Raw genomic sequence first — 10,591 nt, 5'->3', positions numbered from 1 at the left:
TGCACTTGGTGTAGTTTCACAACTTTAAACTAAAACACCGCTAGAAATCAAGGCTTTTATGAAAAACATCTTCTTTGTATTCGTTCTTCTGACTTTTGTTTATGGACAACAGCAGTCTATCGCCCAGGATTTGCAAAAAAAGTCAAAGCAGACAAAAAAAACCGATCGCTTGGTCGAGCTTCTAGGAGAACGCGCTAGCATAAATCCTGAAAAATTACCGTTGAATATGGATTTTGGGGCTGTGGAAATGCAAGAGTATCGAGGTAAAAATGTATGGATACTCACGGAAGGGGTACACCTATGGCAAAAGGAAAAACCGCAACAACCACAGCAAAAAATACAACAGAAACAAAAGCCTGAAAAAGATAAAACTGTACTAGAGCTATACAGTGAGACAGCCGTCATTTGGTTTCCAGGAAAAATAACACCTGTTGGCGGAGATGATAAAAAAGTGCAAGTGAAAAATGCATTGATTTATGCCGAAGGTAACGTACATTTTTTCTGGGGAAATAAAACTTTGCGCTCGGAAGCAATGTTTTTCGATACCAGCAAGCAAACCGGTGTGCTTACAAAAAGTGTTGTGCGTGGTACACGCGAAAATACACCTCTATTTCTACGCGCTTCCAAACTACGCATTCACTCCAAAAATCATATTGAAGCTGATGAAGCCGATGTCTCCACGTGTCAATTCGGGGAACCACATTATCATTTTTCGGTAAACCACCTTGAGATGTACAAAGATAAGAACAACAACGATTCCTATGTCGTTTCGGAGCACAACACGCTATACGCGCAAAACACGCCGATATTTTACATTCCGCATATTGCCGGACGTTCTCTCGAAGACTTTCCACTACGCAATGTAAACGTGGGAAGTGCCTCGCGTTTTGGTACTCACGTTCTCACCCTGTGGGGCGGAGAATTGTATAACAATAAACAAGGTGTTATACAACAGATGAATTGGGACTTAAACCTTGATGTTTACCAAGAACGTGGATTTGGCGTGGGACCCGGATTCACCTACGAGGGAGACGCGTATCTCGGATTCTTCAAAGCCTACTTTGTTCACGACCAACCCCTTGAGCAACTAGGTACGACACTTGATGGTGATCCCTTAGACGAAGAAGAGGCCACATTTGAATTTTTGCATCGCTTTTATTGGCAGCACCGGCATAATTTACCCAACGATTGGTATCTCGACATAGAACTCTCGCGTATTTCTGACGAAGAATTGCTCTTTGATTTCTTTGAGGTAGAAGCCCGCGAAGAAAAAGAGCAAGAGACCTACGCGCACCTAAAAAAAGTGTGGAAAAATCAAGGTGTGACATTTTTAGCTAGTGCTAACCTAAACGACTTTCAAAACCAAATCGTATTCTTGCCACGCGGAACATATCGTTTAATTAAGCAACCGCTATTTCTAGATAAATGGGGCGGGGCAATGTACTACAGCACCGATGTCGAACTAGCCAATGTCCGTCGTGAAGACGATGAAGAAAATCGTTCGGAATTCGATGGAGAACGCATCGTGCGCTTCGACTGGCTACACACAATAAACTACAAAATATCCGTAGGCGGAATTCAATTCGTGCCCTTTATCGAAGGACGCAGTACCTATTTTGAAAAAAGTATCGATAACTTTAATGAAACACGTGGTGTATTCTCCACTGGACTAGAAACGTCAACCAACTTCTATCGATTATTCTATGTAAGTAATAGCCTGTTAGACATAAACCAGCTATTGCATGTATTCACCCCACAAGTCCGCTACGAGTTTTTGCGTACCTCGATAGACTCCGACGAACTGATTCCGTTTAACGCCGTAGAAGAAGTGGATGACTTACAACAAGTGACCCTACGCCTCATAAATCGCTTTCGCACGGTACGCGACGGCCTAAGTGATGACTTTTTTCTCTTAGAACTAGAACTTTCTTACCTACCAGAAGAAAATGGTGGTTTTCGCGATCAATTGTCCAACTTGGAAATCGACATTGTATGGAATATACGTCGCGATCTACGCCTAATCGGAAACGCCGAATACAATTTCCAGGAAGACGGTTTAGATCTTCTATCTTCCACACTCATTTCGCAACCATTAGATAACCTATTTTTAAGTCTAGACTGTCGCTACCAACGCGACCAAAATTTCATCGCCACCTACCGAATACGCAATGACTTCAATGAAAAATGGGGATTCGAATTTTCACAACAACTCGAACCCGGCGGTGATGCATTTCTACGCGAAAGTAATTTTACCATACGCCGTATATTTCACCGTTTTGCCTTCGATGTCTCCATTGAATTTGACAACGTAGACAACGAAGCGGGTGTCAGTTTCTCTATTCTACCCATGGATTTTGGAAGTGGTGGTGGGCAATTTGTACGCAACAGACGCGACTTTACCAACATATATCGCTAACAATCTTCTTCCTCTACACTTACATACGCGTATTCACGCCATCCACAACTACCGTGAAAGCACCTATGTAAAACGCGAAGATGAACTAAGCGCCACGATCGTAGGCTCCAAGTACCGCAAATATGCGAGTATCATACCCTTTGTACAAAAAAACTACGACGAGGTAGTGGTGATCGGTGGTGAAAACTCCAACAATGTCGTAGGCATCCTACAATTACTCAACGAAAACAATATCACCGCCACACCATTTTTGCTAAAACAAAACAATCCACAACCGCGCGGAAATGCCCTATGGTTACGCTTACTATGTGATGAGAAAAACATACAATGGATTGAACGCCACGACTGGCCACAAGTCGAAAAAATGGCCGCGGCATACTCTAAGAAAAACGAACGCACTTTAGTACTACCCGAAGGTGGCAACCACTACAGCGCATTATGGGGAGCCATGACTCTGGCATTTGACATAGTGCAAAACGAAAAAGACCATGAGCTATACTTTCGCGATATTTTCATCGATAGCGGTACCGGCATGACTTCTATCGCCATGATTTTAGGCTTTGCCGCACAAGGACACAACGAACGCAAGTTTCACATAACCATGATCGCTGGCAATAGGCAGGAATATCTAAATTTACTACAAAAACACACAGAGCACATCAAAGATAAACTTTCATGTACTATTGACGAAAACAGTATCATATTTCACGACCCACCCACCGCAAAATCCTTTGGGGCCGTAAATGCAACTGTGCTAAGCGAAGTAAAAACCATCGCACGCATAACAGGCTTATTAGTAGATCCTGTATACTCTGCTAAGCACTTTCTAACCGCAAAAGGCGTTTCCACCGCACAGTCCCCCGCACTACTTATATTCAACGGCTCAGGTTTTGGCTTGGCAGGCTTCCAACAACGACTATGCAATTACCTATGAATTTCCAAAAAAATTTATTTTGATGAAAGTTTTCCATAAAGGAATGCGATCTTCATTACAGAAAGCAAAAAATGGGGATGTAGCTCAGCCGGGAGAGCGCCTGTTTTGCATGCAGGAGGCCGCAGGTTCGACCCCTGTCATCTCCATAACCAAAGAAGGTGTAGCTCAGTCGGGGAGAGCGCTTGCCTTACACGCAAGAGGTCATAGGTTCAAACCCTATCACCTTCATTTATGTCCAGTAGCTCAGCGGTAGAGCGTTTGGCTGTTAACCAAGTGGTCGTAGGTTCAAATCCTACCTGGACAGTTATTTCATTACAACTTCAAGTGTTCAAATGCTGTTCGAGTCTTTTAACTTTTTTCTCTAAAGTTGCTACTCGTTTTTCTATGTTTATTTTTTGATTATAAGGTGTTACTGACTCTGCAACTTTAAACTCTTCTTTTTTGACATACCCAGGAAACAAGTCCTCTACAATATCTAAATAAAGCGCTATTTTAATAATATCTCCACCAGAAGGTGTTTTTACATTTCTCGTCCACTAAGCTTCTTCTACATTCTCTACAAAAGCACGCGGTTTTACCAATTCCAAATTTCCCCAAACGTTCCACAACCCGTTTTGGCCGCGGTAATCGGGCAAATCAGAATTGACACTCATTCTAGCTCCTATGGTAATGATTAGCGCATCGCTAAAATTTTACTAACTCGTATTGTTTCTACACTTTGTAAAATGCTATAATTGCATACTACAGCTACAATCACGACAATTTTAATTGACGACACTTTCTGATGCGAAATGAATTGGTCCACGAGAAAAATGTAGTATCGTAGATTTGAGATATTTATAAAACTATGATGGTTGGTTATCTTTCAAATGTAGAAACAATGGTGAAATAATGTATCAAAATACAAAATTTGACATGCAATTGGGGCACAAGGCAGTAGCTCTTAGGATGATCTCTACACAACAGTTGAGCCAAGCATTGCAATTACAAAAAACTATGTGCAAAACACATACGCAAATTTCTCTGGCACAGTGCATGATTCAAAGTGGAATGATGAATATGGCACAGATACGAGAAGTATGCCATTCTCTAGTGGACAGGTGGGGACAACGCTATCGGATTATGTCACAGTTAGGAGAAGGTGGGATGGGCATTGTTTACAAGGCGCAAGATATGGTCTTGAAAAGAATTGTCGCTTTAAAGGTTTTGCGCGCGAGTGATACGGAAGATGTCGCACGCTTTATTCAAGAGGTTCGCATCGTCGCTGACTTGAAGCATCCAAATATCGTTCGCTTGATTGATTTTGGTAAGCATGAAGACAAATACTTTTTTACCATGGAATACATAGAAGGAAAACCTTTAGATAAATTATCAAATTTATCAGTACGTAAAATCGTAAGTATTGTCGAAAAAGTTGCCCAAGCGATGCATTTTGTCCATCGTCAGGGAATTGTACATCGCGATTTAAAACCTGCAAATATCATGATCGAAAACTCAGAACCCAAGGTGATGGATTTTGGATTGGCAAAAACAACGCGCGATCAGAGTAAACTTTCACAAACCGGAGCGATGATAGGTACGCTGTATTACATGGCTCCGGAACAAGTGCATGGTCAATTGGATCATATTGACGCACAATCGGACACGTATGCTTTGGGAGTGATCTTGTATCAGTTATTGACAGGTCGCTTACCGTTTGCTGGCAATTCTATTTCTCAGGTTGCTGAGCAAATACTGCATCGACAGCCCATTCTTGCCCATAAAATTTCATCGCGCATTCCACAGGGGTTATCGCGTATTATTGGAAAAGCTTTAGAGAAAGACAAAAGTTTACGCTACTCTTCGGCCGCCGAGTTTGGTGATGATCTAGCGCGATTTTTACGTGGAGATCCTCTACGTTCCAAAAATATGTACTATATGCGTAGTGTTTGGATGCGCTATAAGAAAAAAATGGCTTTTTTTGTGGGAGTCATCCTTAGTATTTTTTGCTTAATTGCTGCCACTGTTGTATGGCAAAGAATCGCAGAGTCGAATAAATTTTCCCACATTAAAACGAATATTCACAATAAACTTGCGAAAGTGGTTCCTGTAAAAACCTGGCAAGAAATTGTAAATGAGCATGCTTCGTTTTTACCGCGACATATCAAAAAGAAGTTAGAAACAGATATTCTTGCCAATCTACAGTGTATTTTGGATATTGAGAAAGCGAGAACAATCCACGGCGGAATATTTGAAAACGAATATCGTGATTTGTATATCAAAATAGCCATAAAATCTATGTACATTGAAAACGACTCTTTGACAAATACGGCCATTGGAAAATTGCTTGAATTAGGATATCAACAAGATGCACAAAAACTCAAAGAACAAGTCATCAAGACAAAAAAGGATAAGCAAAAATACAACACAACTAGGTTAGAACAATACCTTCGGGAAATCAGCACAAAACAACTTACTCCAGAAATATACGATGAGTACCTAACTCAGGTGATTATGATGCCTATCGGCCATATCAAAAAGAAGCTAGTCTCCAATCTGAAGCCAAAAAATAAATCGGTAAGGATCTTTTGTATCGAAGTTTTAGGCCGTTTGGCAAGTCGTTCCGCCGAAGTAGATGGTAAAAGCATTGGTGAAATTCTCCTTACGCAATTGAAAGGTCACAGCAAGCTTTCTCCTCAAGAAATATTTCAATTAATATGGGCTCTCGGACGGCTCAAACAACCCGCTTCCCACAAGCTTGTCTATGATGCGCGGCAATCTTTTGGTACTTACTCAGGATTGTGGATTGAAACGCAAATACCTTTTAATTGGATTCCCTTCATACAAAATACCAGCAAACAAAAAACAGCGGGAGATTGGTATCGAATAGCTTTAGCGGCAGATCAACAACAAAAGTACGATAAAGCGATTGCAGCGTATTTGAAATGCTATACCTTAGACCCTAACTATGCCGATTATACGCGCAATCCGGTATTATTATCTGTCGCATTATGTTACTACTGTAAAAGAGATTACAAGACGGGAATTCAATACGCCGACCGCGTATACGAAAAGCTTGTTGCCGAAAAAAAACAGTGGGGGGAAAATGGTAATAGAAAACGAAAAAAATGGGACACCGAGTGGGTACAAGTACACTACAATCGCGGAATTATGCACGCTAAGTTGGAAAATTATGATCAAGCCATCTCCGACTATAACGAATATTTAAAGAGAAATAAGAAATGGGAAGGGGCTTATCGTTCGCGAGGTATGGCGTGGAAAGCAAAAGGGAATTTGCAAAAAGCATTACAAGATATCAACAAAGCCATCGAAGTATGTAAAGGGAGAGTTCCCAATTGCTACGACGTTCGCGCAGGTATTTACTGGGCAATGAACAAGCGCGACCTAGCTGTAAAAGATATGTCGCAAGCGATCAAATTGAATCCGCAGGCAGCACGACTTTTCGTAAGACGAGGTTTTTTTCAACAATCGCTCAATAAATTACATGCGGCACGTAGCGACTATGAAACAGCTTTACAGTTACAACCTGGATATGGATATGCAAAAGTACAACTAAATCATGTGTTACGTCTCATACAAGGAATGCAAAAAAATGAGCAAAAATAAAGTGATTGCTGGGCGCTATCAAATTATCGACACACTGGGACGTGGTGGGATGGGGGATGTTTACTTGGCACTCGATATGTTAATTCATCGCAAAGTAGCTCTCAAGACACTTCATTGTGGTAACAGCGAACGCTTTCAACTCGAAGCAACGGCAATGGCACGTATGAGTCATCCAAATATTATCCAGATTTACGATACGGGGATCGACAACCATTTACATTATCTCACAATGGAATTGATAGATGGTATGGATTTGGAAAAAGCGCTTAGTGAACAAAAACTGAATTTGCAGCGCAAAATTGAAATTCTCGTTGCCGTAGGCGATGCCATTCACTATGCTCACAGCGAGGGAATTATTCATCGTGATCTCAAACCCGGTAATATAATGTTGACAAAACAAGGTAAAGTGGTTCTTATGGATTTTGGACTGGCGCGTTTGGTGGGAGAAGATCGCAAACTTTCGCGTACGGGCAATGCCATTGGTACTCCGCATTACATGTCCCCAGAACAAGCACAAGGAAAGAAACGCTTAATTGATGAGAGAAGTGATGTGTACGCTCTGGGAGTCATTTTATTTCGTATGTTGACAGATCGTTTGCCTTTTGAAGGACAAACTCTACCCGAACTAGTGACAAAAATAGTGGATATGCCGCCACCAATACCACGTAAAATCAATCCGCAAATAGCAGATGATTTGCAGAGTATCTGCCTGAAAGCACTAGAGAAATCTAAAGAAATGCGCTATTTAAGTGCCGCAGCAATGGTGGAAGATTTGCTGCGCTATACACGAGGTGAGCCCGTAGAAGCTCCTGCGACAGGCATAAAACAAGTTATGACACGTATCGCGAAGGTACACCACAAAACAATCATTGGTTTTATTTGTACTATATTGGTTACCATTGCCATTATCACCTGGATTTCTCATCACAATTACCATGAAAAACGCCAGCAAGCAAAAAAAATTATAGAAGAAGCCAACGCCCTTGAGGTCGGTGTAGCGAATTTGGAAGAGATCCATGCTCAAAAACTAGAGCCGCAAATACTCCACGCAAGGGTAAGTCAATCTTTGGCAGCGTTTATGCGTGTACATCAATCGTTAAATCAAGCACTGACATTCTTACCTCATAATAAAAATCTAAAAGAGCGTTTATTCACTGTAGAAAAACAAATCGGTTTGTTGGCCATGACGGTAGATGATTATGTTCTCAGTGAGTTTTTTTTTCGCCGTTGTTTATCTTTTGATGAAGTACAAGGAAATAAGCTTCTTAAAAAGCTAAATGAGCGTCGCAACCATCTAAAAAACAAACATGTACAGCGCATAAATGAAATCATGAATGGACTACAAAAAGCCCCAAAAACATCCATGATGGTCAATGAATATATCGATGAAATTTTGCGTTTAAAAAGCGAACATTCTGTACCCAATCTTTTGGCATATGTCGATTCTTCTCATCCATGGCAACGTCTTATTGCTGTGAAAGCATTAGGTAAATTAGGTGATCGTTATAGTGTCTACCAGAATAAAAGTGTGGTGGAACACCTTGTTGCTTCGTTGCATAAACGACGCGGGGACAAAAGGACTCAGGAAAAACAAGAAATCATTTGGGCCTTGGGACGCTTACGTGCCATAGAGTCTTTGAAGTTAGTGAAAGACATTCGCGATGAAGAAGGAAAACAAAGCCTTCTATATAAAAAAACCCAAGTTCCTTATGAGTGGTTAAAACAAGCAGAGAATAGATAACTGTGAGAGTTGAATCATACTCGTATGAGTATTAAATTTCGCGACGCAAAATTTCTTTGAGGCAAAGTTAGACTTTGACTACTAAATGTCTAACTTTGCAAATAGAATTGCGGACATGGAGAAAAACAGCAGTGGATTATAAACATCGCTTGGTAAATCAATATACACCTTGTCATCATTTTTCGGGAATATGTATAAATCCACCATTCAAGTGATATCTAATGATGAGGTTTTTTATCTCATTCGTAGGTTCTTTAGCTTTGTATGATAACAGACGGTATCCACTCCCCAAATATCTTTTCCCTTCAATCAGAAATGTATCATCAAGTTTGATTCGCACATAATTTCCCATAGATTCAATAGTGTAGTTTATGTCGAGTCGTACTCTCTTATCTGTAACTTGGTAATCAATCCATGCAGTTTCTTTCAAGTTTTCTCTTGGTTTTTCTACATATACAGCGATAACTTTTGCATTTTTCCAGTCGAACTTTAGTTTATCCATTATCTTTCTTATTACATGAAAAGACGTTTTTAATTTTTGTTTTGCACGAAGAGATACTGCCGTTAGCATTTCTTGTATTTCTTCTTGACTTTTGCCCGCTAGTCTTTCTTTTGTTCCTGGTAAAGCGGCATATTTATCTTCATCCATTACCAACTTTTCAATCGTTTTTAAATTGCCAGTTTTCAGAGCTTTGTAGGCAATATTGGTCAGATTTTTTTCATCGTAGGTCGACAATATATCTTTTTCTTTTTCCTGACCTTGTAAAAAACAAAATAACAAAACTACTACAAAAAATATCATTTTTTTCATTTATATATCCATTTTTATAAAATAAGGTTGCGGAATGTGATTTTGGTGAAAGTCAAAATATTTTGACTCTAATTAATCTATAATCATAGATTAAGCAAAAGCTTTTCTTAACCCACAAATACTACTGCCATATTACTTGCATTCACTGTAATTTCCAAAAGTAAAAAACAATTTCTATTTTATGAATGGAAAATCTTTCATCGTATCGATTTTAAATACTCCCCTGACTAACAATATTACGGAAAGCTGTTTTGATCTTTTGTAAGTTATATAACACATGGGAAGCGATCACAATATCAAATTACATGCAAAATTTTATTTTGATGCAAGTTTTCCACAAAGGAATGCGATCTTCATTACAGAAAGTTAAAAACGGGGATGCACTCTATCGGGAGAGCGCCTGTTTTGCATGCAGGAGGCCGCAGGTTCGACCCCTGTCATCTCCATAGTTTAAAGAAGGTGTAGCTCAGCCGGGAGAGCGCTTGCCTTACACGCAAGAGGTCATAGGTTCAAGCCCTATCATCTTCATTTATTATGTCCAGTAGCTCAGTGGTAGAGCGTTTGGCTGTTAACCAAGTGGTCGTAGGTTCGAATCCTACCTGGACAGTTATTGTATTACAGATATAATTCTCAATTTTTAATTCAAATATTGTTCTAGTTTTTCAATTTTTTTCTCTAAAGTTGCTACTCGTTCTTCTATGTTTATTTTTTTATTATAGGGTGTCCTTGACTCTGCAACTTTAAACTCATCTTTTTTTACATACCCAGGAAACAAATCTTCAACAATGTCCAAATAGATCGCTATTTTGATAATATCTCTACCAGAAGGTGTTTTTACATTTCTCGTCCACTCGGAAACTAATGAAAGTGACTTTCCCATAACCTTGGCAAAAGCTTTTCTTGTTAAATTATTTTTATCTAACCCTTTTTTAATAGCTTTTCCAATATTTATTTCGATTTCTTGGTAATTTACAGCCATTTGAACCTCTTTTATATGTTTTTTATTGCAGATATCTTTGTAGATGTTAGAATAAACTATAGGTGTATATTTTCGCTTTTAGCGAAAATTAGCGAGCCGAAAGT

Annotated in this window: 6 protein-coding genes and 6 tRNA genes; 10 read left to right on the top strand and 2 right to left on the bottom strand. The window is 39.7% G+C overall.

The window, feature by feature from the left end:
- The first annotated feature begins 58 nt into the window (after positions 1-58).
- From UABAM_RS28160 to UABAM_RS28125, 7 genes are all read left to right on the top strand, one after another.
- Positions 59-2,416, top strand: coding sequence for an LPS-assembly protein LptD (locus UABAM_RS28160; protein ID WP_151971323.1), 2,358 nt, complete (start codon positions 59-61; stop codon positions 2,414-2,416).
- Positions 2,367-3,350: a hypothetical protein gene (locus UABAM_RS28155; RefSeq protein WP_151971322.1), complete on the top strand. Its 984-nt coding sequence runs from the start codon at positions 2,367-2,369 to the stop codon at positions 3,348-3,350. Before UABAM_RS28160 ends, UABAM_RS28155 begins: the two co-directional genes overlap by 50 nt.
- 73 nt (positions 3,351-3,423) lie before the next feature.
- A tRNA-Ala gene (locus tag UABAM_RS28150) sits at positions 3,424-3,496 on the top strand.
- An 8-nt stretch (positions 3,497-3,504) separates the two neighbouring features.
- Positions 3,505-3,578: transfer RNA gene (locus UABAM_RS28145), tRNA-Val, on the top strand.
- Between the two features lie 4 nt (positions 3,579-3,582).
- Positions 3,583-3,654 (top strand) — tRNA-Asn (locus tag UABAM_RS28140).
- Positions 3,655-4,241: 587 nt separating this feature from the next.
- Positions 4,242-6,956 carry a serine/threonine-protein kinase gene (locus UABAM_RS28130; protein ID WP_151971320.1) on the top strand — a complete coding sequence of 905 codons (2,715 nt, stop codon included), beginning with the start codon at positions 4,242-4,244 and terminating at the stop codon, positions 6,954-6,956.
- On the top strand, positions 6,943-8,697 hold the full coding sequence (locus UABAM_RS28125; protein ID WP_173013621.1) for a serine/threonine protein kinase: 1,755 nt from the start codon (positions 6,943-6,945) through the stop codon (positions 8,695-8,697). The genes UABAM_RS28130 and UABAM_RS28125 overlap by 14 nt, the downstream gene beginning before the upstream one ends.
- Before the next feature lie 175 nt (positions 8,698-8,872).
- Here the strand turns inward: UABAM_RS28125 and UABAM_RS28120 are convergent, their stop codons facing one another.
- A complete protein-coding gene (locus UABAM_RS28120; protein WP_151971318.1) occupies positions 8,873-9,508 on the bottom strand; it encodes a hypothetical protein in 636 nt (211 codons plus the stop codon).
- Between the two features lie 374 nt (positions 9,509-9,882).
- Between UABAM_RS28120 and UABAM_RS28115 the strand changes: the two genes are divergently transcribed.
- From UABAM_RS28115 to UABAM_RS28105, 3 genes are all read left to right on the top strand, one after another.
- Positions 9,883-9,954, top strand: a tRNA-Ala gene (locus tag UABAM_RS28115).
- Between the two features lie 9 nt (positions 9,955-9,963).
- A tRNA-Val gene (locus UABAM_RS28110) sits at positions 9,964-10,036 on the top strand.
- A 7-nt stretch (positions 10,037-10,043) separates the two neighbouring features.
- A tRNA-Asn gene (locus UABAM_RS28105) sits at positions 10,044-10,115 on the top strand.
- A gap of 30 nt (positions 10,116-10,145) precedes the next feature.
- Here UABAM_RS28105 and UABAM_RS28100 read toward each other — a convergent pair.
- A complete protein-coding gene (locus UABAM_RS28100) occupies positions 10,146-10,487 on the bottom strand; it encodes a helix-turn-helix domain-containing protein (protein ID WP_151971317.1) in 342 nt (113 codons plus the stop codon).
- Positions 10,488-10,591 lie beyond the last annotated feature (104 nt).

The organism is Candidatus Uabimicrobium amorphum (assembly GCF_009002475.1).
GTDB classification, from domain to species: Bacteria; Planctomycetota; Uabimicrobiia; order Uabimicrobiales; family Uabimicrobiaceae; genus Uabimicrobium; species Uabimicrobium amorphum.
Note: the sequence above shows the minus strand (reverse complement) of the source record. Positions and strands in the feature narration are given on the sequence as shown.

What these genes read in the sequence shown, in the direction of transcription:
- UABAM_RS28130 (WP_151971320.1), top strand. Translation starts at nt 4,242, where the DNA reads ATGTATCAAAATACAAAATTTGACATGCAATTGGGGCACAAGGCAGTA.
- UABAM_RS28100 (WP_151971317.1), bottom strand. Translation starts at nt 10,487, where the DNA reads ATGGCTGTAAATTACCAAGAAATCGAAATAAATATTGGAAAAGCTATT.
- UABAM_RS28120 (WP_151971318.1), bottom strand. Translation starts at nt 9,508, where the DNA reads ATGAAAAAAATGATATTTTTTGTAGTAGTTTTGTTATTTTGTTTTTTA.
- UABAM_RS28160 (WP_151971323.1), top strand. Translation starts at nt 59, where the DNA reads ATGAAAAACATCTTCTTTGTATTCGTTCTTCTGACTTTTGTTTATGGA.
- UABAM_RS28125 (WP_173013621.1), top strand. Translation starts at nt 6,943, where the DNA reads ATGAGCAAAAATAAAGTGATTGCTGGGCGCTATCAAATTATCGACACA.